General features: G+C 70.2%; 19 protein-coding genes. 11 read left to right on the forward strand and 8 right to left on the reverse strand.

From position 1 onward, the window contains the following. Window positions 1–12 precede the first annotated feature (12 nt). The gene (locus ACVN90_RS18455; RefSeq protein ID WP_475099653.1) at window positions 13–1,185 is read right to left on the reverse strand and encodes an acyl-CoA dehydrogenase family protein; all 1,173 of its coding nucleotides are present in this window, start codon (window positions 1,183–1,185) and stop codon (window positions 13–15) included. Between the two features lie 208 nt (window positions 1,186–1,393). Here ACVN90_RS18455 and ACVN90_RS18460 point away from each other — a divergent pair, with 208 nt between their 5' ends. Together ACVN90_RS18460 and ACVN90_RS18465 are read left to right on the forward strand one after the other, a co-directional pair. After that, window positions 1,394–4,108, forward strand: coding sequence for a choice-of-anchor I family protein (locus ACVN90_RS18460; protein WP_475099654.1), 2,715 nt, complete (start codon window positions 1,394–1,396; stop codon window positions 4,106–4,108). Between the two features lie 9 nt (window positions 4,109–4,117). Beyond that, the gene (locus ACVN90_RS18465) at window positions 4,118–5,221 is read left to right on the forward strand and encodes a 5'-nucleotidase C-terminal domain-containing protein (protein ID WP_475099655.1); all 1,104 of its coding nucleotides are present in this window, start codon (window positions 4,118–4,120) and stop codon (window positions 5,219–5,221) included. 55 nt (window positions 5,222–5,276) lie between these two features. Here the strand turns inward: ACVN90_RS18465 and ACVN90_RS18470 are convergent, their stop codons facing one another. Then, the gene (locus tag ACVN90_RS18470) at window positions 5,277–5,609 is read right to left on the reverse strand and encodes a YciI family protein (RefSeq protein ID WP_475099656.1); all 333 of its coding nucleotides are present in this window, start codon (window positions 5,607–5,609) and stop codon (window positions 5,277–5,279) included. A 204-nt stretch (window positions 5,610–5,813) separates the two neighbouring features. Between ACVN90_RS18470 and ACVN90_RS18475 the strand changes: the two genes are divergently transcribed. Further along, entirely contained in the window at window positions 5,814–5,993 is a 180-nt protein-coding gene (locus tag ACVN90_RS18475; protein ID WP_475099658.1) for a hypothetical protein, read from the forward strand. A gap of 38 nt (window positions 5,994–6,031) precedes the next feature. Continuing rightward, window positions 6,032–6,403, forward strand: coding sequence for a bleomycin resistance protein (locus ACVN90_RS18480; RefSeq protein ID WP_475099659.1), 372 nt, complete (start codon window positions 6,032–6,034; stop codon window positions 6,401–6,403). A gap of 53 nt (window positions 6,404–6,456) precedes the next feature. Here the strand turns inward: ACVN90_RS18480 and pulA are convergent, their stop codons facing one another. Further along, entirely contained in the window at window positions 6,457–12,471 is a 6,015-nt protein-coding gene (gene pulA, locus ACVN90_RS18485; protein WP_475099660.1) for a pullulanase-type alpha-1,6-glucosidase, read from the reverse strand. Between the two features lie 255 nt (window positions 12,472–12,726). Here pulA and ACVN90_RS18490 point away from each other — a divergent pair, with 255 nt between their 5' ends. Continuing rightward, complete coding sequence (locus tag ACVN90_RS18490; RefSeq protein ID WP_475099661.1) at window positions 12,727–12,957, forward strand: DUF1232 domain-containing protein; 231 nt, start codon at window positions 12,727–12,729, stop codon at window positions 12,955–12,957. A 16-nt stretch (window positions 12,958–12,973) separates the two neighbouring features. Here the strand turns inward: ACVN90_RS18490 and ACVN90_RS18495 are convergent, their stop codons facing one another. Continuing rightward, on the reverse strand, window positions 12,974–14,152 hold the full coding sequence (locus tag ACVN90_RS18495; RefSeq protein WP_475099662.1) for a thiolase family protein: 1,179 nt from the start codon (window positions 14,150–14,152) through the stop codon (window positions 12,974–12,976). A gap of 168 nt (window positions 14,153–14,320) precedes the next feature. On the opposite strand from ACVN90_RS18495, the gene ACVN90_RS18500 reads away from it, so the two are divergent. After that, entirely contained in the window at window positions 14,321–14,578 is a 258-nt protein-coding gene (locus ACVN90_RS18500; protein ID WP_475099663.1) for a hypothetical protein, read from the forward strand. 6 nt (window positions 14,579–14,584) lie between these two features. Here the strand turns inward: ACVN90_RS18500 and ACVN90_RS18505 are convergent, their stop codons facing one another. The 3 genes from ACVN90_RS18505 to ACVN90_RS18515 are packed head-to-tail and all read right to left on the reverse strand — an operon-like array spanning window position 14,585 to window position 17,636. Continuing rightward, window positions 14,585–15,673 (reverse strand): phosphotransferase family protein, encoded by a 1,089-nt coding sequence (locus ACVN90_RS18505; RefSeq protein ID WP_475099664.1) that lies wholly within the window; start codon window positions 15,671–15,673, stop codon window positions 14,585–14,587. Beyond that, window positions 15,670–16,878 carry an acyl-CoA dehydrogenase family protein gene (locus tag ACVN90_RS18510; RefSeq protein WP_475099665.1) on the reverse strand — a complete coding sequence of 403 codons (1,209 nt, stop codon included), beginning with the start codon at window positions 16,876–16,878 and terminating at the stop codon, window positions 15,670–15,672. Before ACVN90_RS18510 ends, ACVN90_RS18505 begins: the two co-directional genes overlap by 4 nt. Next, window positions 16,875–17,636: an SDR family oxidoreductase gene (locus tag ACVN90_RS18515; protein ID WP_475099666.1), complete on the reverse strand. Its 762-nt coding sequence runs from the start codon at window positions 17,634–17,636 to the stop codon at window positions 16,875–16,877. Before ACVN90_RS18515 ends, ACVN90_RS18510 begins: the two co-directional genes overlap by 4 nt. A gap of 193 nt (window positions 17,637–17,829) precedes the next feature. On the opposite strand from ACVN90_RS18515, the gene ACVN90_RS18520 reads away from it, so the two are divergent. The 4 genes from ACVN90_RS18520 (at window position 17,830) to ACVN90_RS18535 (ending at window position 23,467) form a co-directional block, all read left to right on the forward strand. Beyond that, window positions 17,830–18,981: an acyl-CoA dehydrogenase family protein gene (locus tag ACVN90_RS18520; RefSeq protein WP_475099667.1), complete on the forward strand. Its 1,152-nt coding sequence runs from the start codon at window positions 17,830–17,832 to the stop codon at window positions 18,979–18,981. Between the two features lie 9 nt (window positions 18,982–18,990). Then, a complete protein-coding gene (locus ACVN90_RS18525; RefSeq protein WP_475099668.1) occupies window positions 18,991–20,193 on the forward strand; it encodes an acetyl-CoA C-acetyltransferase in 1,203 nt (400 codons plus the stop codon). A gap of 72 nt (window positions 20,194–20,265) precedes the next feature. Then, window positions 20,266–22,455 (forward strand): 3-hydroxyacyl-CoA dehydrogenase NAD-binding domain-containing protein, encoded by a 2,190-nt coding sequence (locus tag ACVN90_RS18530; RefSeq protein ID WP_475099669.1) that lies wholly within the window; start codon window positions 20,266–20,268, stop codon window positions 22,453–22,455. After that, a complete protein-coding gene (locus ACVN90_RS18535; RefSeq protein WP_475099670.1) occupies window positions 22,448–23,467 on the forward strand; it encodes an NAD(P)H-dependent flavin oxidoreductase in 1,020 nt (339 codons plus the stop codon). Before ACVN90_RS18530 ends, ACVN90_RS18535 begins: the two co-directional genes overlap by 8 nt. 89 nt (window positions 23,468–23,556) lie before the next feature. On the opposite strand, the gene ACVN90_RS18540 is transcribed toward ACVN90_RS18535, so the two are convergent. Further along, window positions 23,557–24,168, reverse strand: a complete 612-nt coding sequence (locus ACVN90_RS18540) for a TetR/AcrR family transcriptional regulator (RefSeq protein WP_475099671.1) — start codon at window positions 24,166–24,168, stop codon at window positions 23,557–23,559. Window positions 24,169–24,318: 150 nt separating this feature from the next. On the opposite strand from ACVN90_RS18540, the gene ACVN90_RS18545 reads away from it, so the two are divergent. Beyond that, complete coding sequence (locus ACVN90_RS18545; protein ID WP_475099672.1) at window positions 24,319–25,809, forward strand: aldehyde dehydrogenase family protein; 1,491 nt, start codon at window positions 24,319–24,321, stop codon at window positions 25,807–25,809. Window positions 25,810–25,814 lie beyond the last annotated feature (5 nt).

Raw genomic sequence — 25,814 nt, forward strand, 5'->3', positions numbered from 1 at the left:
GTCCTGAGATCGTCAGTGCGCGAGCAGCTGTCGGCCGATGATCACGCGCATGATCTCGTTGGTCCCCTCCAGGATCTGATGCACACGCAGATCGCGCACCACCTTCTCGATCCCGTACTCGTGGAGGTAACCGTACCCGCCGTGCAGCTGGAGGGCCTGGTTCGCGACGGCGAATCCGGCGTCGGTCGCGAAGCGCTTGGCCATCGCGCACTGCATCGACGCGTCCGGGGCCTTCGCGTCGAGGGCGGCCGCCGCATCGCGCACGAGGGCGCGCGCCGCACGCAGTTCGGTGGCCATATCGGCGAGCGCGAACACCACGGCCTGCTTCTCGGCGAGCGGCTCGCCGAAGGTGAAGCGCTCGTGGACGTACTTCACGGCCCGGTCGAGCGCCCACTGCGCGCCGCCCAGCGAGCACGCGGCGATGTTGATGCGGCCGCCGTCGAGCGCCGACATCGCGATCTTGAAGCCCTGCCCCTCGCCGCCGAGGACGTTCGCCGCGGGAACCCGCACCTCGTCGAGGACCACCTGGCGCGTCGGCTGGGCGTTCCAGCCCATCTTGTGCTCGAGCTGACCGAACGAGAGGCCCGGGGTGTCAGCAGGGACGAGGAACGCGGTGATCCCACGGGCGCCGGCGTTCGCATCCGTGCGGGCCATGACGATGTAGACGGATGCCTCGCCCCCGCCCGAGATGAACTGCTTGACGCCGGTCAGGACGTACTCGTCGCCCGACCGGATCGCGCTCGTCGCGATGGCGGCCGCGTCCGACCCGGCACCCGGCTCGGTGAGGCAGTAGCTGCCGAAGCCCTGCATCGACGTCAGCAGCGGAAGCCACTCCTGGCGTTGCGCCTCGTTGCCGTAGCTGTCGATCATCCACGCCACCATGTTGTGGATCGAGATGTAGGCGGCGATCGCGGGGTCGCCCTTCGCGAGCTCCTCGAAGATCCGGGCCGCATCGGAGCGCGAGAGGCCCGAGCCCCCGACATCCTCGCGGACGTAGATGCCGCCGAGACCGAGCTCGCCGCCGAGGCCCAGCGTCTCGCGGGGGAAGTGCGACGTCGCATCCCATTCGAGCGCGTGCGGCGCGAGTTCGGACTGCGCGAAATCGCGCACGGCTTCGATGATGGCGGCGCGCTCGTCTTCGCTGATGGCGACGGGAGCGAGCACGGGGACAGGGGTGGCGTCCATTACGTCTCTCCGGTGAGTCAGGGTGACGGCTTCGTCACGACTTCCAGAATACTAGGACATCCATGCAGTTGTTCGGAAATCCGTGCACCCGAATCGTCCTGCGCTGTTCACCCCGGGGTCACCTTCGACAGAGAGGCTCGAACCGATTCGGTTTGGACGCTGGGTTCCATTCCGTGTCGCCACCCGCACCCCCTTACCGAGGACACGCATGCCTTCGCATCTCTTCCGCCGCGCCGTCGCGTTCACCGCGACGACCGCGGCCGTCTGCGCGCTCGCGCTGACCAGCAGCACCGCGGCATCCGCCGCGCTCGTCACGGACTATTTCAGCGACTCCGCGCAGAGTGCCGCGCTCGCGCTGACCCCGCTCGGCACGCACGAGTCGGGCGTCTACGCGGAGTCCGCCGCCGAGATCGTCCAGGCCTACCGCGACCGCCTGTTCGTGGTCAACGCGCAGGCCGGCACGGTGGTCGTGCTCGACAACACCGACCCCGAGAACCCGACCGAGCTGTTCTCGATCGCCTCGGCAGGCGTCGCGAACTCGCTCGCCATCCGCGACGACGGCCTCGGCGTCGTCGCCTTCGAGGCGGAGGAGAAGACCGACAAGGGCCACCTCCTCTTCTTCGACGCGAACAAGGACTCCGCGGATACGGCAGTGCTCGGCACCGTCGAGGTTGGCGCGCTCCCCGACATGGTCACCGTGTCGAAGGACGGCAAGTACGCGGTCGTGGCGAACGAGGGCGAGCCCGCCGACGACTTCTCGGTCGACCCCGAGGGATCGGTCAGCGTCGTGACGCTGCCGGCCGGTGTGGCCGCACCCGCCCCGAGCGCGGTCAAGACGGCCGGCTTCGGCGCCTTCGAGCCCGGTGGCGCGAAGACGCTCGACTCCAAGGTGCGCGTCTTCGGCCCCGATGTCGCGGCGCCCGACCAGGGCGACAAGCCGCTCACGGCGAACCGCGTGAGCCGCAATCTCGAGCCGGAGTACATCACGGTCGACGGCACCACCGCGTACGCGGCGCTGCAGGAGGCCAACGCGATCGCCGTCATCGACCTCACCAAGCCCGAGGTCACCTCGATCCTGCCGCTCGGCTACAAGGACTACGGCACCGCAGGCAACGGCCTCGACGCGAGCGACCGCGATCCCCAGGGCGCGCCGGCGGTCAACATCAAGGCCTACCCGGGCCTCAAGGGCCTGTACATGCCCGACGGCATCCAGTCGTTCTCGGCGACGCTCGGCGGCAAGACCGCGACCTACCTCGTCACCGCGAACGAGGGCGACGCCCGCGAGTGGGGTGTGGAAGACACCGACTCGTACTTCATCGACGAGGCACGCATCAAGGACTTCGGCAAGGACGGCCTCGCCGGCATCTGCGCCGACAGCCCGCTCGCCGGCACGCAGGGCGACGCCGACCTCGGCCGGCTGAAGGCCGTCACCGACCTCGGCAAGGCCGAGGGCGCCGACTGCTACAGCGAGCTGTATGCGTACGGCGGCCGCTCGTTCTCGATCTGGGACACGAAGGGCAACCTGGTCTTCGACTCGGGCGACGACTTCGAGCAGATCACGTCGCAGATCCCGGGCCTGGTCTTCAACGCCAGCAACGACAACAACAACAGCAACGACCGCAGCGATGACAAGGGCCCGGAGCCCGAGAACGTCACGATCGGCGTCGTCGGCGGCAAGACCTACGCCTTCGTCGGCCTCGAGCGCGTCGGCGGCGTGATGGTCTACGACATCACCGACCCGACGGCCGCCCAGTACGTCACCTACGTCAACAACCGCGACTTCACGCAGGACGTCGAGTCGCCGCTCGCCGGAGACCTCGGCCCCGAGGGCATCCAGTTCATCTCGGCGCTGCGCTCGTCGACCGGAACCCCGCAGCTCGTCGTGGGCAGCGAGGTCTCGGGTACGACCACCGTGTGGGACGTGGAGCAGCTCACTTCCGAGCAGCCCGACGTGCGCGTGCTGACGATCAACGACTTCCACGGTCGCCTCGTGCAGGAGACCGGCGGCGTCGCAGGAGCCGCGGTGCTCGCGGGTGCGGTGGACAAGTACCGCCAGCAGAACCCGAACACGCTGTTCGTCTCGGCCGGCGACAACATCGGAGCGTCGGCGTTCGAGTCGTTCATCGACGACGACGACCCCACCATCGACGCGCTCGTGGCCGCCGGTCTCGACGCCAGCGCGGTGGGCAACCACGAGTTCGACCAGGGCTTCGACGACCTGGTGAACGACGTCATCCCGAGCTTCGAGGGCGACGAGAACGCCGACGCCATGAGCGACTTCGCGCTCGGTGCGAACGTCTTCGTGAAGGGCACCGACGTTCCCGCACTCCAGCCGTACACGATCAAGACCGTGAACGGCACGAAGATCGCGTTCGTCGGCGTCGTCACGACGCAGACGGCCGGCATGGTGAGCCCCGACGGCATCGCCGACATCGAGTTCCGCGACCTGGTCGGCTCGGCGAACGACGCGGCAGCGGATGCGGTGGCGGAAGGCGCGGACGTGGTCATCCTGCTCGCCCACGAGGGTGCCGCGAGCTCGGCGATCGAGGCCAGCCAGGCGGACGATGCGTTCGGCGACCTGGTGGAGAACGCCTCCGACGACATCGACGCCATCGTCTCGGCGCACACGCACCAGCGGTACGCGCACGAGATCGGCGGCCGCCCGGTCATCCAGGCGCACCAGTACGGAACGGCACTCGGCACGCTCGACATCGAGCTGACCGATGCCGGCGAGCTCGAGTCGATCACCGGCGGCACCGTGTCGCTGTACGACTCGGTCGTGAGCCAGCACGTCGCGTACCCGCAGACCGCGACGAAGGCGATCGTCGACCAGGCCGTCACGGTCGCGAACGAGAAGGGGCAGGTGCAGGTCGGCTCGATCACGGCCGACATCCTCCGCGGCAAGACCTCGACCGGCAGCTAGGACCGCGGCGTGCACTCCACGCTGGGCAACACCGTCGCCGACGTCTACCTGTGGGCGACGAGCGCGAACCCGGCCTACGGCGGCGAGGACGCGCAGATCGCGTTCATGAACCCGGGAGGCCTGCGCAACGACCTGCTGTTCGGCGACGACAACGGCGCGATGTCGTACCGCGAGGTCGCGAACGTCCAGCCGTTCGGCAACACCCTGGTCACGCTCGACCTGACGGGCGCGCAGATCAAGGAGATCCTCGAGCAGCAGTGGCAGCCCGACGGCGCATCGCGCCCGAAGCTCGCCCTGGGCGTGTCGAAGGGCTTCACGTTCGAGTACGACCCGGCGGCCGCCCGCGGTGCGCACATCGTGTCGATGCAGTATCAGGGGGAAGAGGTCGATCCGACCGACACGTTCCGCGTCGTGACGAACTCGTTCCTCTCGGCCGGTGGAGACAACTTCTTCTCCTTCGCCGACGGCACGAACGTGCTCGACTCGGGCCAGATCGACCTCCAGGCCACGGTGGACTTCTTCGCCGCCGCCGGTGGCCCGGTCGCCCCGTCGCCCGCGAACCGCGCGTACCTGCTCGGCGAGCAGCCCCCGGTCGAGGGCACCGACCCCGGCACAGACCCGGGCACCGATCCGGGGACGGAACCCGGCACCACCACCCCGCCCACGCCCGTGAACCCCGGCGGCACCCCGCCGGCCGCGGGTGTGCAGCGTGGCGGTGACTGGGCCCAGGTCGACGTCGGCTCGGGCCGCGTCGAGCAGGGCGGCACGCTCCGCGTCTCGCTCTCGGGCCTCGAGCCGGGCCAGACGGTCGCTGCGACGCTGTTCAGCGACCCCGTCGTCGTCTCGGGCATCCCGGCCGCCGATGCGCAGGGCCGCCTGAGCTTCACGGTGACGATCCCGTCGGACCTCGCGCTCGGCGACCACCGCCTGGTGATCACGTCGGCGGGTCTCGACCCGATCGAGGTCGGCGTCACCGTCGTGGCGCCCGGGGCCCTCGCCGCCACCGGCTCGGAGTTCCCGTGGGGCATCGCCGTCGGCGGCGCAGCGGCACTGATGATCGCCGGCGCGGCGCTCTTCGTGATCCGCAAGCGCCGCGAGACCACCGCGGACTGACGCACCGTACGCACGAGGGCGGCCCCCACCTCCGGGTGGGGGCCGCCTCTGCGTGTCACTGGTCCCAGACCATGAACGGGCGCAGCTCGAGCTGACCGTTGCGGGCCATGGGATGCCGCGACGCGATCTCGATCGCCTCCTCCAGGTTCTCGACCTCGAGGATGTCGAAGCCGCAGATCACCTCGGCCGTCTCGACGAACGGCCCTCGGCTCGTGAGCACCTTGCCGCCGCGTACCTTCACCACCGTGGAGTCGGCCTGCGGCGCGAGCACCTCCCCGATGACGCGCTTGCCGCTCGCGTCCAGCGGGTCGACCCACAGGTCGACGTCGGACTCATCGACCTCGGCGTCAGGTTCGAGCGACGTGACGACGAACATCATGTACTTCATGGGGTGATCCTTCCGGTTGTGGGCGGCCGTCCGCCAGCCTCACTCCAGTCGTCGCCCGACCCGCGACGATCTCGACAGTTCGCCGAGAGGGTTTTTCGACAGGGGCTTCCTCCCGGTCTCGACCGGAGAGATCATCCTCCGGGTGGACCCGGATGAGACTCCGGGCTGACGCGGTGGCGCGGCCCGCTCCGTAGCGTCGAAGGCATGACCAGCACCACGTCCACCGTCCCGGTCACCCGCCATCGAGAGCTCTCCACCGCGGCCGCATTGCTCCTGACGATCGGCGGCAACATCTTGGTCGTCACCATCGCCGCGATCGGGGTGTCAGGCGTCGCCGCGGCCGCCGTCGCCGTGTTCGGCCCGCAGCTGATGGACCTGCTCTAGCTCTGTCGCCCGCGGGGGCGTCGCGCTAGCCTGCCGGGATGAGCGAGCGCGCCGTCCCGATCCTCCTCAGCCGCGACCTCGCTGAGACGCTCTCGTTCTTCGAGCGGCTCGGTTTCGAGAACCGGGGCGCGCCGCCCGAGGAATGGGGTTACCTCATCATCGGGCGCGGCACGATCGACCTGCACTTCTCCGAGGATCCCGACGTCGACCCGCTGTCGACGGCATCGATGTGCTACCTCTATGTCGACGATGCGCGACGGCTCCACGCCGAGTGGGCCGACCTGGTCGAGCCCGATCCGCCGACCGGGAGTCGCATCGAGCTCCCGGTCGACACCGACTACGGCATGTGCGAGTTCGCGGTCGTCGACCGCAATGGCAACCTGCTGCGCATCGGCAGCCCACTCCCCTAGCCGCTCGGCACCGATGGACCCGCCGGGTGGGATGCGCCCACCCGGCGCAGTCGTCAGTAGACGAGCACCGGCACGGGGATCGCGGCGCGCGAGTCGACGTAGTCGCCGGCTCCGGTGAACGTGGTGCGGATCAGGTGCACGCCCCGGCTCGAGAGCTTCACGTCGACCGCGACCCTGCCCTTCGCTGCCGCGGTGAGCTCCACCGTCGCGACCACCTTGCCGTTGTCGGTCACGGTGACGGTGCCGACCGGGGCCGAGCCGTCGGCGGCGGTGACCTTCCCCGCCACGGTCACGCCGCCACCCGTCTTGACCAGCAGCTTCGTGGGCGCCACGAGCGTCGTCGTGGCGACCGGCTCGCGGTCGACCAGCACCACCGCCGACCTCGCGGGCACCGTCACCGTGCCGGCCGAGGCATCCCACGTGGTCGTCTTCACGACCGCGTCCGAGCCGTTCGCGAGCGCAGGCGTGAGCGAGAACGAGCGGCCCGCGAGCGACGAGATCGTCTGGGTCGTCGGTTCGACGCCCGCGTTGAACACGACCAGCGCGCCTTCGAGCTCGGGGTCGACATCCTCGCCGACCAGGTCGTCGATGAGCATCGTGAGCACGCCGGGCGCAGCATCCGGTCCGCTGTTCGGGAACGTCACCTTCTCGCCGATCAGCGCGGCAGACCCGAGACGCAGGAGCCCCACTTCCTCACGCACCCGGAGCAGATCGAGAGCGGATGCCTCGGCCGCGGCGATGTCGGACGCCGCCGGCTTGTTCGCCGGGTTCGCCAACAGCGGCTGCTTGATCGTCCACGACTCTTCGTTGTCGGCCGACCGTGGAAGGCCCGACCCGAAGGTCGACTCCTGGCCCGTCCAGTCGATGCGGTTGAACCAGTCGCCCGAGTTGTAGCTGTTGCGGTCGAGCGACTTCGATCGAAGCAGCTCGGTGCCGGCGTGCCAGAACGACGGGGTCTGCGCGAAGGCCGTCGTCGCGAGCGACAGCGTGTTCATTCGCACGCGGTCGGCCATCGTCGTGTCGGCGGGGAGCTTGAGCACCGACAGGTCGTACAGCGTCTCGTTGTCGTGCGCGTCGACGTAGGTGATGATCTCGTCGGGCTGATCGGCGTACCCGGCCGGGGATCCGCGATAGTCGAGCTCGTCACCCTCCTTCACGGTGCCGTCCGACGCGAGGAGCTCGAAGTCGCGCAGATTGCCCGCGAGTCCCAGCTTCACGAGGTCGGTCTGGTGCGCGAGGTCCGCGAGGGCCTCGTCGGTCGTGCCGTTGATCGGCGCGCCGTTGGGGTCGGTGCCGAGGCCCGTGCCGAAGCCCTGCTGCTGGATCGTCTCGCCGGCGACGGGGCTGCCGCCGTGCACGGCGTCGCGCAGTCGATCGCTGAACGTGCCGATGCCGGTGCCGCCGAGCTGACCCTGCGTGGCCTGCTCGAAGAGGGCGTTGTTCGCGACCTCGCCGAAGTTCCAGCCCTCGCCGTACAGGTAGATCGCCTTCCCGTCGACGCCGTCGTCCTTGAGCGTGAGCTCGTCGAGCGCCGCACGGATCGCGAGCATGTTCTCCTTCGAGTGGTGCCCCATGAGGTCGAAGCGGAAACCGTCGACCTTGTAGTCGCGAGCCCACGTCACGACGGAGTCGACCATGAGCTTCTGCGCGACCTCATGCTCGGTGGCCACGTTCTGGCAGCACGTCGACGTCTCGACGCCGCCGGCGAGGTTGAGCCGCTGGTAGTAGCCGGGCACGACCTGGTCGAGTACCGATGTCGGCGCCTGACCCGATGCCGAGGTGTGGTTGAACACCTGGTCGAGCACGACCTGCAGGCCCATGCCGTGCAGCGCCCCGACCATCTCGCGGAACTCGCCCACGCGCGCCCCGCCCTCGGGGTCCACCGCGTACGAGCCTTCGGGCGTCGTGTAGTGGAACGGGTCGTAGCCCCAGTTGAAGCCGTCGGCATCGACGATCTTCTCGATGCACGCCTGCTGCTCGGTGCTGTCGGGCGCGTACGACGCGAGGTCGCAGTCGGGCACGGCCTGCTTCGACCGGTCCTCCTCGATCGTGGCGATGTCGAAGGTGGGCAGCAGGTGCACGGTGTTGATGCCGGCGTCGGCGAGCTGGCGCAGCTGCGCCGTGCCCGCGCTGTCGCGGGTGAAGGCGCGGTAGGTGCCGCGCTCGGCTTCGGGCACGGACTCGTCGGTGATCGAGAAGTCGCGCACGTGCAGCTCGTAGATCGCCCGGTCGACCGGGCGGTCGATCACGGGTGCCTTCGTCTTCTCCCAGCCCTTCGGCCGCCACTGCTTGTCGGCGAGGTCGACGGCGACGGAGCGCTCGGAGTTCGTCGTGAGCGCCACCGAGTACGGGTCGGTGACCTGGTTGGTCTCGATCGCGCCGGTGGTCGGCGCGTAGACGACGACCTCCCACAGGTACTCGTCGCCCTTCAGCGCCTTCGCGCCCTTCACGGTCCAGATTCCGGATGCTGCGTCCCACGCGGCCTCGTGACGCACGGGGTCGCCGCCGGCACCCGCGTCCCACGTGAGCAGCGTCGCGCTCTGGGCGGTGGGCGCCCACAGGCGGAACGTCGGCTTGTCGGCCTTGAAGGTCACGCCGAGCGCGGCATCGGCCACGGCATCCGCGTAGAGGTCGTCGAGCACACCCGGGATCTGCACCCCGGTGAAGCCCGACAGCACGCCCTCGGCGTCGCGCTGCGACACCATGAGCTGTCCGCGCACGAGGGCCGCAGCATCCGTCCCCGCAGGCACGCTCAGCGCGACGAAGTTCGCGAGAGCCGGGAAGTCGGCCTTCTGCTCGGCGGTCAGGCCGCCCTCGACCACCGCGAGGTCGATCGCGTCACCGCCGGTGACCTCGCCGTCGACGAGAGCGACGGACGCGTCGGCCGAGGCGTGCAGCTGCCACGAGGCGTCCGCGGGAACGGCGCCGAGGTCGGCCGGCCAGGCGATGGTGCCGGCGTCGATCCAGTGCGCGCGCTGTTCGCCCACGCCCGCGAGCGGCGGGTCGGTGACCTCGATCTCGAGCACGTGGGTGGCGAGGGTGTAGCGGAACACGATCAGCTTGCCGTCGCTCGCGCTGAACGAGTAGTTCGCGCCGCCCGGCGCTCCTCCCACGCCGTAGTTCTCGTTCCAGCTGAGTCCGTGCGCGACCTTGATCTCGTAGGCGCCGGCGGGGATCGCGTCGGTCGAGAACTCGTAGACGCCGTCCTTGTCGCCATCGGCCATGAGGGTCGCGAGGCAGTCAGGCGCCCAGTCGCCGGCGCAGCCCAGTTCGCTCTGCGCCGAGCCCGGCAGCGTCACGATCGGGCCCTCGGCCGTCGACTGCACGATGTTCGAGCGCGGGTCGAAATAGAACGTGATCGGGCCGCCGGCGTGCGTGATGGCAATGTTGCCGCCGCCCGGTACGCCGTTCGCCCCGTAGTTGACGTCCCACGTGCCGTTGATCGCCGCCTTGTACTCATAGGCGCCCGCGGGCAGGTCGAACGTGCCCGCCCAGATGCCGTCGGCGCGGAGCGTGAGCTTCGCCGCCTCGCAGCCGGGGGTCCAGTCGCCCGCACAGCCCATCTCGGAGTTGAGGCTGCCGGGCACGGTCACCATGTCGACCGGCGACTCGGGCTCCTCCTCGACGACGAGCGACACGGCGTTGCCCACCGACGCATAGGTCGACGCGGCGGCATGGCGCCCGGCGGCGTCGGTCGTGACCGCTCGGTACTCGACGAGCGTGCCGTTCGCGAGGCCCTCGACGGTGTGGAAGACGCGCGGGTCGGTGTCCTCGGCCGTGCCGAGCGCGTGCCACTCCTCGGAGCCCGCGACGCGCCACGAGAAGCTCGTCTCCTGCCAGGTCGTGTCATCGACGTCGGCGCTGATGGCGACCGAGCCCGCGAGACCCGCACCGGCGCTCGGCGCGCTGACCGAGATGGCCAGCGGCGACTCCGGAGCCGACACCGTCGTGCCTGCACGGTAGACGACGGCCGACAGGGCCGGGACGGTGACGGATGCCGCGGCCGAGGCGTCCGTCGACAGGGCCGCGCCGGCGCCGTAGACCGGCGCGAACGACGCGTTCGCAGTGAGCGTCGTGAGGGTCACCGTCTTGGCAGCCGTCGTGTTGTTCAGCGCGACCAGGTACTCGACCTTCTCGTCGCGGTCGACGCGCGAGAAGGCGTAGACGCCGGCGCCGTTGTCGGCGTAGCGCTCGATCTGCGCGCCGGTAACCAGGGTCGGGTGAACCTCACGCAGCGCAGCGAGGTCGGCGATGCGCGCGTAGAGCGGCGCGTTCGTGTCGTAGCGGTCGACCGATCCGGCGGTGGTGCCGTCGATGAGCTTCTGGTTCTGGTACTCCGCGACCTCGGTCGCGAAGAGCGTCTGGCGCGCGTCCTTGTCGCCGCCGGTGCCGGCGAAGCCCTGCTCGTCGCCGTAGTAAACGACGGGCTGGCCGCGGCCGAGGAACATCAGTTCGTGCGCGAGGAGGTCGCGCCCGAGGGCGTCAGGGGTCGACTGCAGCATGTAGCCGACGCGGCCCATGTCGTGGTTGCCGAGGAAGGTCGGCAGCGCCGTCGCCGACGTGTCGGTCGTCGTGTACCAGTCGTCGCCCGCGTACAGCGCCTGGAGTCCCTTGGCGCTATTGCCCGCGGCGAAGCTGACGGCCGAGGACTGGAACGTGAAGTCGAGCACCGAGTTCATGTCGGTGTCGCGGACGTACGGCGACAGCTTCACCGGGTCGGCGTCGTACACCTCGCCGAACATGAAGAAGTCCTTCTTGCCGAGGGAGTGGGCGTAGTCGAGCACCTCGGTCGTCCACTGCTCCCAGAACTCGAAGTTCACGTGCTTGGCGGTGTCGATGCGGAAGCCGTCGATGCCGAGGTCGATCCACTTCTGGTAGACGTCGACGAAGCCGTTCACGACCGTCGGGTGCTCGGTCATCAGGTCGTCGAGGCCCGAGAAGTCGCCGTACGTGACGGACTCGCCCGACCAGGTCGAGTCACCGCGGTTGTGGTACAGCGTGGGGTCGTTCAGCCACGCCGGGACCTTCGCGGTCGCGTCGTTCACGACCGGCGTGTAGGGGAACGAGGTCGCCGCGTCGAGCGCGGGGAACGTGTCGGTGCCCGCGTAGTCGGCCGGGTCGAAGGCGGTTCCGCTCGCGTCGCGATAGGGGCTCGTCGCCTGGTCGATGTACGAGTATTGCCCCTGGGTGTTCGAGATCAGGTCGGCCGTGTGGTTCGTGATGATGTCGAAGTAGACCTTGATCCCCTTGGCGTGCGCCTCGGCGATCAGTGCCTCGAGCTCGGCGTTGGTGCCGAGGTGCGGGTCGATCTGCGTGAAGTCGGTGATCCAGTACCCGTGGTAACCGGCGCTCGCGTTCGCGCCCTCGCCCTGCACGGGGTTGTTCTTGAAGCTCGGGGTCAGCCAGATCGCGGTCGTGCCGAGGCCGTCGACGTAGTCGAGCTTCTCGCGCAGGCCGGCGATGTCGCCGCCGTTGTAGAAGCCCTTGTCGGCCGGGTCGAAGCCGGTGGTGAGCCGGTCGCCGGCGAGGCCGCCCTGGTCGTTGGACGTGTCGCCGTTCGCGAAGCGGTCGGTCATCACGAAGTAGAACTGCTCCTGGCTTCCCGGCTGCCGCACCGGCGCCGCGACGAGCGCATCGTCGTCGGCGGTGTAGCCCGCGCGAAGGCCCCTGGCCTCCAGGCCCACGCGGTGGGTGTTGTCGTCGAACACGAAGCGCAGCTTCGACGGGCCCGCGATCGTCAGCGGGATGTTGTCGCCCCCGCCGTTCAGCCCGTACGACTCGTCCCACGCGTCGTTGACGGCGACCTTGTACTCGTACGAGCCGGCCGGCACCTCGAACTCCGCCGCGTACACGCCGGCGGTGTCGGTCGCGGCGAGCTCGGTCGCCGCGCAGTCGGGCTTCCAGTCGTCGGCGCATCCGAGTTCGGACTGCAGGCTGCCGACGAGGGCGAACGTACGCTCGGCGGCGACCGCGGGCGCGACCTGGACCACTCCCCCCGTCACGATGAGCGCCGCCGCGGCAAGGCTGGCGGCGAGGAAGCGGGCACGTCCTGGGGTCGACTTCGACACGGGAGCTCCTGGGGTGGGGCGATGGGCACGCCGACGTGCCCGCGGTGCAGTTGTGCGGCCGACACTAACAGCAGGTTCATAAGAACTGCAAGCGCTTACATCATGAGAAGGCCTTAATCAAGCGGATGCCGCGGGCCGAGGCATCCTTTATCCTCCCGTTTACGCAACCGCTTGCAGCGACGATCAGCGAATGCTCAGCATCACGAGTTGATCTCGCCGGGCCTCGATCGGTGGATTGCGGCGCACACTCGATGCATGTGGTGGAGGTTCTTCAAGGCACTCAAGGGTGGTGAGCACCGTGTCGCGCCGACGACGTGGCTGGCCGCGACTGCTGCAGTCGTCTACGCGGTCTCGCCGATCGACCTGATCCCCGAGCTCGTGCTCGGACCCCTCGGATTCACCGACGACCTCGGCGTCTGGAGCATCCTCGCCCTGCTCCTGGTGCGCGAGCACCACCGGTGGCAGGCGGGCCTGCAGGCGCCGTAGGCCTCGGCGCGAGCGCTCAGAGCCGTTCGATGATCGTCGCGTTCGCCATGCCGCCGCCCTCGCACATCGTCTGCAGCCCGTAGCGCCCGCCGGTCGCCTCGAGGTGCGCCACCAGCGTGCCGAGCAGGCGCGTGCCGGAGGCACCGACCGCGTGGCCCAGGGCGATCGCGCCGCCCCACGGGTTCAGCTTCGCCGGGTCGGCGTCGAGGTCGTGCTGCCACGCGAGCGGCACCGAGGCGAACGCCTCGTTCACCTCGCACGCGTCGAGGTCGCCGATCGACAGGCCGCTGCGCTCGAGGATGCGGCGGGTCGCGGGGATGGGTCCGGTGAGCATCATCATCGGGTCGTCGCCGACCACGGCGAACGAGTGGAAGCGCGCCCGGGGCGTGAGACCGAGTTCGGCGGCCTTCTCCTCGCTCATGATGAGAGCAGCGGATGCCGCATCCGTGAGCGGCGACGAATTGCCCGCCGTGATGCGCCAGTCGAGGTCGGGGAACCGGGCGGCGAGCTCGTCGGTGCGGAAGGCCGGCTTCAGCCCGGACAGCGATTCCACGGTCGTGCCGGACCGCACCGTCTCGTCGAACGCGACGGCTTCGGGGCCGCCGCCCCAGACCGGCACGACGTGCGAGTCGAACGCGCCGCGGGCCCAGGCATCCGCCGCCCGTCGATGCGACTCGGCGGAGTACGCGTCGAGCTGCTCGCGGCTGAATCCCCACTTGTGTGCGATGAGCTCAGCCGACACGCCCTGGTTCACGAGACCATCGGGGTAGCGGTGGGCGACGCCGTGCGACACGGTGCCGCCGTGGGCGTTGGATCCGAGGGGCACGCGGCTCATCGACTCCACGCCTGCGGCGATCACGACGTCGTACGCGCCGGCGATCACGCCCTGCGCGGCGAAGTGCGCCGCCTGCTGGCTCGAGCCGCACTGGCGGTCGATGGTGACGGCCGGCACCGTGTCGTCGAACCCGGCGGCGAGCACCGCCTGCCGGGCGATGTTGAGGGACTGGTCGGCGACCTGGCTGACGCACCCCATCAGCACGTCGTCGATCTGTCGCGATTCGAGGCCGCTGCGCTCGAGCAATGCCTCGAGCACCCCCGCGACGAGGTCGACGGGGTGCACCGCGCTGAGCGCTCCCCCGGGCTTGCCGCGCCCGGACGGGGTGCGGACCACATCGACGATGACAGCGTGGGGCATGGGAGACCTCCTGCTCAGAAGCCTAAGACGGTGATGGATGCTGCGGGCGGCCGCGGGCCTTCCTCCCCCGGCGTTGCGTATGCACGAGTTGTCCACGGCTGCTCCGTTCGCGAGCTCCCAGGCCCGCGAACCCTGGCAATCTGGCTCCCACCCCCGCACAATGAAGGGATGAGCGGCATGAACGATCCGCAGGTGTGGACCCTGATCGGCGTCTTCACAACGATCATGCTCGGCGGCATGACACTCATGACGACTCTGATCACCCGTTCCACGACGAATGCGATCGACGGGCTCCGCTCCGAAGTCAACGGCCTCCGCACTGAGATGAACGCCCGGTTCGACACCGTCAACACCAAGATCGAGCACCTCGACCGCGACGTGAACATGCTCATCCGCCGCGGGTGGGGCGAGCCCTCCGGCGAGTAGCGCGCGTCAGCCCCGCAGCGCCGCGGCTCTGTCCTGCGCTGCTTCGAGCAGCCGCGGCACGCCCTCCTCGAGTGTCGGGCCGAATGTGTCGCCCGGGCGCTGGCCGTCGAGCCAGCGCGTGTACAGGGCTTCGCAGAACACGGCGGCCTTGAAGAATGCGAGCGCCTCGTACCAGGGCAGCATCGACAGATCGATCGGATGCCGCGCCGCATACCTCGCGACGAGCTCCGAGGTCTCGGGGAACCCGTCGAGCCTGGTCACGGGCGTCAGCTCGAGTGGCGTCGCCACCGAACCGGGACGCGAATAGGTCGCCGTGAAGTAGCCGAGGTCGGCGAGCGGGTCGCCGAGCGTCGCCATCTCCCAATCGAGGATCGCCGCAACCGAGGCCGGGGCGTCCGGCGCGTACATGAGGTTGCCGATGCGGAAGTCGCCGTGCACGACGGCCGCGCGCTGCGTCGCGGGCATCCGCTCGGCCAGCCACGCCGCGAGCTCGGCCACCGCCGGGAACGAACGCCGCGAGTTCATCTCCCACAGCGCCGCGAACCGCCCGACCTGGCGCGCGAGGTAGCCATCGGGCCGCCCCAGCGCCGCGACCTCGCCGCCGTCAACGGGCACGGCGTGCAGGTCGGCGAGCGCGTCGACGGCCGCGAACCCGATGCCGCGATGCCCGCCGGCGTCGTCGAGGGCAGGGGGCACAGCGTCCGTGATCACGTCTCCGTCGACGCGCTCCATGACGTAGAAGGGCACGCCGAGCACGGCGGTGTCGTCGCACTCTGCGACGATCACGGGCACGGGCACGCCTGCCGCGCCGAGCACACGCTGCACTCGCGCCTCGCGGGCCATGTCGTGCGTCGACGGCGGATGCGGCGGGCGCGGCCCGCGCCGCAGCACGAGGTCGCGGCCCGCGTACGACACCGCGTACGTGACGTTCGACTGGCCCTCGCCGATACGCTCCCACGCGAGGGGTCCCTCGCCGAGCCCGACGCCGCGCAGATACCCCTCGACGGCATCGACCACCAACAGGGGCGGCCGCTCGAGCCGGTCGGCGTCAGCCCAGGTTTCGACCACCTCGACGCCGTCGGCGACCGTGATCACGGGGTCACCTCATCGAGCCGCACCGCGCCCGCGTCGACCTCGCGGGAACGGGCGGATGCTGCGCGCCGCGCGATCGCCCAGCGGTGCGTCTCGCTCGACCCGTCGTAGATCCGGAACGGGCGCACCTCGTTGAGGTACTGGATGAGAGGCAGCGCGTCGGTGACGCCGTCGCCGCCGCACAGCTGCACGGCCCGGTCGATGACGCGGAACACGGCTTCGGAGCAGTGCACCTTGGCGACAGACGACAGCGCCTCACCGGCGCGGGGGTCGGCGCGCAGCATCCGTGCCGTCTTGTCGATGATCGCGTCGGAGGTCTCGAGGTCGATGACGCTGTCGGCGAGGAGCGCCTGGGCGACGCCGAGGTCGCGCAGGCGCGAGCCGAAGAGCTCGCGGCCGTTCGCGCGGTCGAGCGCGGTGTCGTGCGCGCGGCGCGCGAGCCCGAGCCAGCGCATGCAGTGCGTGAGCCGGGCGGGGCCGAGGCGCACCTGCGCATACCGGAACCCCTGACCCGGTTCGCCGAGCACGTCGTCGTCGGGGACGAGGCAACCGTCGAAGCTCACGTACGGGTGCCCGCCCGCGATCGCGCCCTCGATCGTGTGGATGTCGGGGCCGACGGTGACGCCCGGTGCTTCGAGCGGGAGGAGGAACATCGTCGCGCCTTCGTCCCAGCTCTCGACAGCCGGCGTGCGCGCCATGACGATCGCGAAAGCGGCGCCGTTCGCCCCGCTGATGAAGCGCTTGCGTCCGGTGATCCGCCAGCCACCGTCGACCCGTTCGGCGCTTGTCGAGAGCGCCCGCGGATCGGAGCCCGCACCGGGGTGCGGCTCGGTCATCGCGAAGCTCGAGCGCACGTCGCCCCGCACGAGCGGGGCCAAATAGCGCTCGTGCTGCGCGGGCGCGCCCACGACGTGCAGCAGGTGCATGTTGCCCTCGTCGGGAGCCATGATGTTGAGCACCGCGGGGCCGATCGGCGAGTACCCGGCCTCCTGGAAGATCGGGGACCACTGGTCGATCGGGATGCCGCCACCGCCGTACTCGACCGGCGCGTGGGGTGCGAACAGCCCGGCGTCGCGGGCCCGCGCGCGCAGGCTGTCGCGGGTCGCGTCGTCAAGTGGCGCCCCGGGCTTCGGCTCCGCCGGGATGACGACCTCGCGAATGAAGGCGCGCGTGCGGTCGCGCAGGTCGTCGAGCTCGGCCGGGCTCATGCCGTACCTCCCGCGCCGAGCAGGCCGCCGTCGAGGGTGAGCACCTGGCCGGTGATCCACGAGGCGTCGTCGCCCACCAGGAACGCGACCGCGCCGGCGACGTCATCGGGGTCGCCGAGCCTGCCGAGCGGATAGCCGCTCGCGACCTCCTCCTCCCGGCCCTCGTACAGCGCGCGGGCGAAGCGGGTCTTGACCACCGCCGGCGCGACGGCGTTCACGCGCACGCGCGGGGCGAGCTCGACCGACAGGGTCGTGGTGAGGTGGGCGACGGCGGCCTTCGTGACGCCGTACCAGCCGATCCCCGGTGACGGCATCGCTCCGGTCACCGAAGAGAGGTTCACGACACTGCCGCCGTGGGCGCCCTCGCCGAGCCCGCGGCGCAGCGCCTCCTGGGTCCAGGCGAGGGTGGAGACGACGTTGACCTCGAGGATCTTGCGCGCGGCTGCGAGGTCGAGGTCTGCCAGCGGGCCGTAGACGGGATTGATGCCCGCATTGTTCACGAGGATGTCGATGCCGCCGAACTCCCGGGCGACGCGGTCGAGCGTCTCGGCCCGGTGATCGGGGTCGTCGGCGCCGCCCGCGACGCCGATCGCGGAGCCGTCCGGCAGCGACGCGACGGCCTCCGCGAGCTCCTCGGGGTGCCGGGCGGTCAGACACACGCGTGCCCCTTCGGCGGCCAGTCGCGCTGCGATCGCGAGGCCGATGCCCCGGCTCGCCCCCGTCACGATCGCGGTGCGTCCGCGGAGTGCTGTGGTCATCGTCGTCCTCACTCTCAGCGTGGTCGCCGCCGGCGGCGGCCACCGTGCCTTCGTTTAATCGTGCGTAAGAAACAGCACGCACACAACCCTGTGATCCGGCGGGATGCGCCAGGTTGCAGCATCCAATTTCTAATGCATAATAAAAACATGCTGCGCGGCGAGGACGCCGCATCCGCGACACGGAGGTTCGGCGATGACGCTGAAGAGAGACATCTACGACGAGGACCACGAGCAGTTCCGCGAGGTCGTGCGGGCGTTCGTCGAGCAGTACGCGAGGCCCAACGCCGACCGCTGGAGCACGGAGGGCAAGGTCGACCGCTGGCTGTTCACGAAGGCGGCGGAGGCGGGCATACTCGGCTTCGCGATTCCCGAGGAGTACGGGGGCGGCGGTGCTGACGACTTCCGGTTCCACGCGATCATGGGCGAGGAGCTCGCGCACAACCCCGTGTCGGACGGCATGGCCGGCATCGCACTGTCGAACGACATCGTGATCCCCTACTTCACCGACCTCACGAGCGACGCGCAGAAGCAGCGGTGGCTGCCGGGCATCGCCGCCGGCGAGCTCATCGTCGCGGTCGCGATGACCGAGCCCGGCACGGGCAGCGACCTGGCGGGCATCCGCACCTCCGCCGTGCGCGACGGCGACCACTACGTCGTCAACGGCACGAAGATCTTCATCTCGAACGGGCAGAACGCCGATCTCGTCGTGACCGCCGTGCGCACGAGCGATGACCCGCACCGCGGCCTCAGCCTGCTCGTGGTCGAGACCGACACCCCCGGGTTCTCGCGCGGCCGCAACCTCGAGAAGGTCGGCCTGCACGCGCAGGACACCAGCGAGCTCGTCTTCGAAGACGTCCGCGTGCCGGCGTCGAACCTGCTCGGCGCCGAGGGGGACGGCTTCTTCGGGCTCATGCGCAACCTGCCGCAGGAGCGCCTCTCGATCGCGGCCGCGGCGGTCGCCGCCAGCGAGGGTGTGCTCGAGCGCACGCTCACCTACGTCAAGGACCGCAAGGCGTTCGGCAAGCCGGTCGGGTCGTTCCAGAACACCCGGTTCGAGCTCGCCGACATGGTGACGGCGACCGATGTCAGCCGTGCGTACATCGACCGCTGCATCCGACTGCACACGGCCGGCGAGCTCTCGGCCGAGGATGCGGCGGCCGCCAAGTTCTGGACCACCGAGCAGCTCGTGCAGGTGGTGAACCGCTGCCTGCAGCTGCACGGCGGCTACGGCTACATGCGCGAGTACCGCATCGCGCGCGACTACGAGGACGCGCGCATCACGACCATCTACGGCGGCACGACCGAGATCATGAAAGAGATCGTCGGCCGGGGCCTGGGACTGTGAGGAGACCACATGGCTGACGCATACATCTACGACGCCGTACGCACCCCGCGCGGCAAGAACCGCGGGGGCGCGCTGCACGGCACCAAGCCCCTCGACCTCGTCGTGGGACTCATCCACGCGGTGCTCGAGCGCAACCCGGGGGTCGACCCCGCGCTCATCGACGACATCGTGCTCGGCGTGGTGTCGCCGATCGGCGAGCAGGGCGGCGACATCGCCCGCACCGCCGCGCTCGTCGCGGGTCTGCCCGAAACGGTGGCGGGCGTGCAGCTCAACCGCTTCTGCGCGTCGGGGCTCGAGGCCGTGAACGTCGCGGCGCAGAAGGTGGCCTCGGGCTTCGAGGACCTGGTGCTCGCCGGCGGCGTCGAGTCGATGTCGCGCGTGCCGATCGGCTCGGACGGCGGCGCCTACGCGCAGGATCCGACCACCAACTACGACCTGTACTTCGTCCCGCAGGGCATCGGCGCCGACCTCATCGCGACACTGGAGGGCTTCTCGCGCGACGATGTCGACGCGTACGCCGCCGAGTCGCAACGCCGCGCCGACACCGCGTGGCGCGAGGGTCGGTTCGAGGGGTCGGTCGTGCCGGTGCGCGACCAGAACGGCGTCACGCTGCTCGAGACCGACGAGCACCGCCGCCCCGACACGTCCGGGCTGGGGAACCTTCCGGCGGCCTTCGCCGCGCTGGGCGAGAACGCCGGGTTCGACGCTGTCGCAACGCAGAAGTACCACGCCGTCGAGCGCATCGACCACGTCCACACCGCCGGCAACTCTTCGGGGATCGTCGACGGCGCCGCGCTCATGCTCATCGGCAGCAAGGAGGTCGGCGAGCGGCTCGGCCTGACGCCCCGCGCGAGGATCGTCGCCACGGCGGTCACGGGCTCCGAGCCGACGATCATGCTCACCGGCCCGACCCCGGCGACGCTCAAGGCGCTTGATCGGGCCGGGCTCGCAGCATCCGATATCGACCTCTTCGAACTCAATGAGGCGTTCGCCGCCGTCGTCATGAAGTGGATGAAGGACCTCGACATCCCGCACGACAAGGTCAACGTCAACGGCGGCGCGATCGCGCTCGGGCACCCTCTCGGCGCCACCGGCGCCATGATCCTCGGCACCCTGCTCGACGAGCTCGAGCGTCGCGACCAGAAACGCGGCCTCGCGACGCTGTGCGTCGGCGCCGGGATGGGCATCGCCACCGTCATCGAGCGGGTCTGAGCCCGCGGCACTTGTGCTGAGCGAGGCACGAGCCGAAGCATCCATCTCCATCGACTTGAGAAGAGAACACCTATGAGCACCACGATCGACGACACGACCGTGTACCAGGGGTACGCGTGGGAGCAGGATGCCGACGGCGACGTCGTCATCACCCTCGACGACCCCGACAGCAGCGTCAACACCATGAACCCCCACTTCGTCGCGGCGCTGAAGGCGACGGCCGACCGACTCGAAGCCGAGCGCGACGACATCCGCGGGGTCATCCTGGTGTCGGCGAAGAAGAGCTGGTTCGCCGGGGGCGACCTCAATCTGCTGCGCGCCGCCGACCCCTCCCGGGCAGCGGAGGAGACCGCGCACATCGACGCGGTCAAGGCCGACATGCGCCGGCTCGAGCTGCTCGGCAAGCCCGTGGTCGCGGCGATGAACGGCACGGCGCTCGGCGGCGGCCTCGAGGTCGCCCTCGCGGCGCACCACCGCATCGCCGCCGACGTGCGCGGCGCGCAGTTCGGCGTGCCCGAGGTGTCGCTCGGCCTGCTGCCCGGGGGTGGCGGCATCACGCGGCTCGTGCGCATGCTCGGGCTGCAGAAGGCCCTGACCGATGTCATCCTGCCCGCGACGAAGTTCTCGCCGTCCGATGCGCTCGCGGTGGGCATCGTCGACGAGCTCGTGCCGTCGGCTTCGGACCTCGTCGCCGCCGCGAAGATGTGGATCGCTGCGAACCCGGCGCCCGTGAAGCCGTGGGACGTGAAAGGCTTCCGCATCCCGGGCGGCGCGCCGAACTCGCCGTCGCTCGCGGGCGCGCTGCCGGCGTTCCCGGCCTCGCTGCGCAAGCAGTTGAAGGGCGCGCCGCTTCCCGCGCCGCGCGCGGCGATGGCCGCGGCGGTCGAGGGCGCGTACGTCGACTTCGAGACGGCGTCGAAGGTCGAGACCCGCTACCTCGTCGAGCTCACCCACGGTCAGGTCGCGAAGAACATGATCAAGGCGTTCTTCTTCGATCTCGGGCACATCAATGCCGGCGGCTCCCGCCCCTCTGGCTTCCCGAAGTACCAGGCGCGCAAGGTCGGCGTGATCGGCGCCGGCATGATGGGCGCCGCGATCGCGTACGTCTCGGCGAAGGCGGGCATCGAGGTCGTGCTGAAAGACGTCTCGCTCGAGGCTGCTGAAAAGGGCAAGGACTACTCGCGGGCGCTGGAGGACAAGGCGCTCGCGCGGGGTCGTACGACCGCCTCGAAGTCTTCCGCCCTGCTGGATCGGATCACGCCGTCCGCCGACCCGGCCGACTTCGCGGGCGTCGACTTCGTGATCGAGGCGGTGTTCGAGTCGGTGCCCGTGAAGCAGGGGGTCTTCCAGGAGATCGAGCAGCTCGTCGAGCCCGACGCGGTGCTCGGCTCCAACACCTCGACGCTGCCGATCACGCTGCTCGCCGAGGGGGTGGAGCGCACCGACGATTTCATCGGCATCCACTTCTTCTCCCCCGTCGACAAGATGCCGCTCGTCGAGATCGTCCGCGGCGAGCGCACCAGCGACGAGGTGCTCGCGAAGACGTTCGACTACGTGCAGCAGATCCGCAAGACGCCGATCGTCGTCAACGACGCCCGCGGCTTCTTCACCTCGCGCGTCATCGGCCGGTTCATCGCCGAGGCCGTCGCCGCGGTCGGCGAGGGCGTCGAGCCCGCGTCCGTCGAGCAGGCGGCGCTGCAGGCCGGGTACCCGGCGGGCGCGCTGCAGCTCCTCGATGAGCTGACCATCTCGCTCTCGCGCAAGATCCGCCTCGAGACGCGCGCCGCCGAAGAGGTCGAGGGCGGCACGTGGGTCGAGCACCCGTCGGAGGCCGTGATGGACTGGATGGTCGTCGACGCCGAGCGGCCCGGACGCCGCGCGGGCGGCGGCTTCTACGAGTACGACGAGTCGGGCAAGCGCATCGGCATCTGGCCGGGTCTGCGCGAGAAATACGGGTCGGGGCGCACCGTCCTCCCCTTCGAAGATCTGCAGGAACGGATGCTGTTCGCCGAGGCCCTCGACACCGTCGCGTGCCTCGACGCCGGCGTGCTCACGTCGGTGCCCGACGCCAACATCGGCTCGATCTACGGCATCGGCTTCCCGGCGTGGACGGGCGGCGTGCTGCAGTACGTCAACCAGTACGACGGCGGGCTGGACGGCTTCATCGCCCGGGCCCGTCAGCTCGCGGAGCGGTACGGCGACCGGTTCCTTCCCTCCGCGTCGCTGATCGCGAAGGCCGAGGCGGGTGAGACCTATGAGTGACCTCTCGGTCGTTGAGCGAGCGAAGCGAGACGAAACGCGGCCACGCCTGCGCACGCGGTTCACCGAAGCGCTCGGCATCGAGCATCCCGTCGTGCAGGGCGGCATGATGTGGGTCGGCCGGGCCGAGCTCGCGGCCGCTGTCTCGGAGGCGGGCGGCCTCGGCATGATCACCGCGCTCACCCAGCCGACGCCCGCCGACCTCGTGAACGAGATCGAGCGGGCGCGGGCGCTGACCGAGAAGCCGTTCGGGGTGAACCTCACGATCCTGCCGTCGATCAGCCCACCGCCGTACGACGAGTACCGCCGCGCCATCATCGACGCCGGTGTCACGATCGTCGAGACCGCGGGCGCCAACCCCGAGCCGCACATGGACATGTTCCGCGAGCACGGCGTGCGGGTCATCCACAAGTGCACGTCGGTACGGCACGCCCTCAAGGCCGAGAAGGTCGGGGTCGCGGCGGTCTCGATCGACGGATTCGAGTGCGCGGGGCACCCGGGCGAAGACGACGTGCCGGGTCTCGTGCTGATCCCGGCGGCGGCCGATGCCCTCAGCATCCCGTTCATCGCGTCCGGAGGGTTCGCCGACGGCCGCGGCCTCGCAGCGGCGCTCGTGCTGGGCGCCGACGGCGTGAACATGGGCTCGCGGTTCATGTGCACCGAGGAGTCGCCCGTGTCGCGGGCGGTGAAGGAGCGCATCGTCGAGGCGAGCGAGCTCGACACGAACCTCATCTTCCGGTCGCTGCGCAACACCGCGCGCGTCGCGAAGAACGCCATCTCGGACGAGGTCGTCCGCATCCTCGACGAGGGCGGCCAGTTCCCCGACGTGCGCGAGCTCGTCGCCGGTGCCCGCGGCCGCAAGGTGTTCGAGAACGGCGACCTCGACGCCGGCATCTGGACCGTGGGTCAGGTGCAGGGCCTGATCCGCGACATCCCGCCCGCCGGCGAGGTCGTGCGCCGCACGGTGGCCGAGGCCCATGAGGTCTTGTCACAGCGCCTGTCGCTCTTCGCCTGACGGCGGATCCCCCCGGGGGACGGATGCCTCCGCCCGAGGCATCCGTCCCCGTCGCCGTCCCGAGCCGCGGGGTCGACGGGGGTTGCGGGTCAGGCGCCGGCGCCGTGGCGGACGAGGTCCTGGGTCTGGCGGACGAGGTCGTCGAGGCTGCGGGTGCGGGGGTTCCACCACTCCACGGCCCAGTTCATCGAGCCGAGGAGCAGCAGGCGGAAGATGTTGATGTCGAGGTCGGCGCGGAGCTGACCGGCGTCCTGCGCGGCGTGGAACAGGTCGCGCCAGATGCGGCTGTAGGCCGCCTCCTCCGCAGCGGGGCGCACGCGCAGGTGCTCGGGCACCTGCCCGGCGTTGCGCACCGAAGCCGTCGTGTAGTCCGAGATCTGCAGTTCGTAGCGCAGGTGCGCGTCGACGCCCGCGAGGATGCGGTCCATCGGGGTCGCTTCGGAGGGCATGCCGGCGATGACTTCCTCGACGTGGAGCCGCACGCGGTGCGCGCCCGCCCACATGACCTCTTCGACGAGGTCGTCGCGCGAGCCGAAGTAGTAGTAGATCGCCGGGGCCTGGACGCCTGCCACGTCGGCGACGTCGGTCAGCCGGGTGCCGGCGTACCCCTTGCGGCTGAGCACCTGGGCCGCGGCGTCGAGGATGCGCTGACGCGTGCGCTGCGATTTCGCCGTCGCGCCGTCCTCGCTGCTCTGCGACACCCTGCCCCCTCTCGTTCCTCACATTCTAACCAGGATTCGAAAATGTAGGCGGGAGCCCTTGCGGCATGACCACCGCGGCGATACTGTGAATCGCCATTCACTTTCCGCCCTCAACGACGAGTCTCGGCGACGAGATGGAAACGACCCGACATGACCCTTCTGCACGACGACAGCACGTCCGTCCTCACCACCACCGACCCGCGCGACGGCAGTCCGATCGCGTCGTACCCGGTGGCCTCCGCCGACGACGTGCGGCGCACCGTCGACCGCGCCCGCGAAGCGGGGGCATGGTGGGCGGGCCTCGCTTTCGGCGAGCGCCGGCGCGTGCTGATCGCGTTCAAGGCGGCCATCGCGCGCGACGCGAAGGCGCTCGCTGCGACGATCGCGCGCGAGACGGGCAAGCCCGACGGCGACGCGCTGCTCGAGGTGATGCTCACGCTCGGCCACCTCGACTGGGCGGCGAAGAACGCCGAACCCGTGCTCAAGCGCCGCAAGGTGAAGGCCGGCTTTGTCAACTACAACCAGCACGCGACGCTGGGCTACGTGCCCTACGGCGTGGTCGGCGTCATCGGCCCGTGGAACTACCCGTTCTACACTCCCATGGGCTCGATCTCGTATGCGCTCGCGGCGGGCAACGCCGTCGTCTTCAAGCCCAGCGAGCTGACACCCGGCACCGCCGTGTGGGTCGCCGACAAGTGGCGCGAGGTGTGCGACCGGCCGGTGCTGCAGGTCGTGACGGGCGGCCGCGCCACCGGCGCGGACCTGGTGCGCTCCGGTGTCGACAAGGTCGCGTTCACCGGCTCGACCGCCAGCGCGAAGAAGGTCATGGCCGCGTGCTCCGAGACCCTCACCCCGCTGGTCGCCGAGTGCGGCGGCAAGGACGCGCTCATCGTCGCGACAGACGCCGACCTCGACGCCGCTGCCGACTTCATCGCGTTCGGCGCGCTCGGCAACGCGGGCCAGACGTGCGTCGGCGTCGAGCGCGTCTACGTCGAGCAGCGCGTGCGCGACGCGCTCGTCGACAAGGTCGTCGAGCGCGCGAAGCGCATCGTCGTGACCGGCGACGCCCCGACCTACGGGCCGATGACCCTCGCGACCCAGACCGACGTCGTCGCCGCGCACGTCGACGACGCCCTCGCCCGCGGCGGCAGGGCGGTCTTCGGCGGCCCCGAGTCGGTGGCCGACCGCACCGTGTCGCCCATCGTCCTCGTCGACGTCCCCGAGGACTCCGATGCCGTGCAGCGCGAGACGTTCGGGCCGACCGTCGTCATCAACGCCGTCGCCGACCTCGGCGAGGCCGTCGCCCGCGCGAACGCGACCGAGTACGGCCTCGGCGCCGCCGTGTTCACGCGTGACGCGAAGAAGGGCGAGCGCATCGCGGCTCAACTGCGCGCCGGCGTCGTGACCATCAACTCCGTGCTCGGCTTCGCCGCGATCGGGGCCCTGCCGTTCGGCGGCGTGAAGGGATCCGGCTTCGGCCGCATCCACGGCGCCGACGGCCTCCGCGAGTTCAGCGTGCCCAAGTCGATCGCCCGGCAGACCCGCAAGGCGGCGCTCAACCTGCTGACGCTCGAGCGCTCGCCCAAAGACATGCACCTGGTCGAGCGCATGATCCCGATGCTCCACGGCAAGGCGCGCTGACCCGC

Source organism: Microbacterium sp. F01 (genome assembly GCF_056156365.1).